Source organism: Streptomyces sp. NRRL F-2580 (assembly GCF_000720115.1).
Taxonomy (GTDB): domain Bacteria; phylum Actinomycetota; class Actinomycetes; order Streptomycetales; family Streptomycetaceae; genus Streptomyces.
Map to the genome: position 1 here is coordinate 1 of NZ_JOIR01000123.1, position 337 is coordinate 337.

Annotated in this window: 1 protein-coding gene; it reads left to right on the plus strand. The window is 68.5% G+C overall.

Going from position 1 to position 337, the window contains the following annotated elements; all coding sequences use genetic code 11:
• The first annotated feature begins 90 nt into the window (after window positions 1-90).
• Window positions 91-237, plus strand: coding sequence for a hypothetical protein (locus IF88_RS47105; RefSeq protein ID WP_158754925.1), 147 nt, complete (start codon window positions 91-93; stop codon window positions 235-237).
• Window positions 238-337: the final 100 nt, after the last annotated feature.

Here is a 337-nt window from a genome sequence, read left to right on the forward strand (position 1 = left end):
GCTCATCGGCGGGGCCGTGACCGTGGTCGTCGTACGCCGCAACCGCTGAACTTTGGTTCGACCTGCCTGACCTGACCCTGATCTACCGGCGTGGGTGCCACGGGGCACGTGGGTGCCCGTACGCAGACTCCGGGCAAGCGACCGGACGACCAGACGGGCGAACGCGCCGACTACCTGGTCGAGGACGAAGAGACCTGGCAGGGCAACCGTCGTGTTGTTCCGCCTGTGATCGACTGAGCAGAACGGACATTGCACGGGATGCGCATGCGCAAGGCGACCTCGGCCCTGGTGGGTCTGCTGTTGGCCGGGGTCGCCGCGACCCCGGCCCACGCGGCGA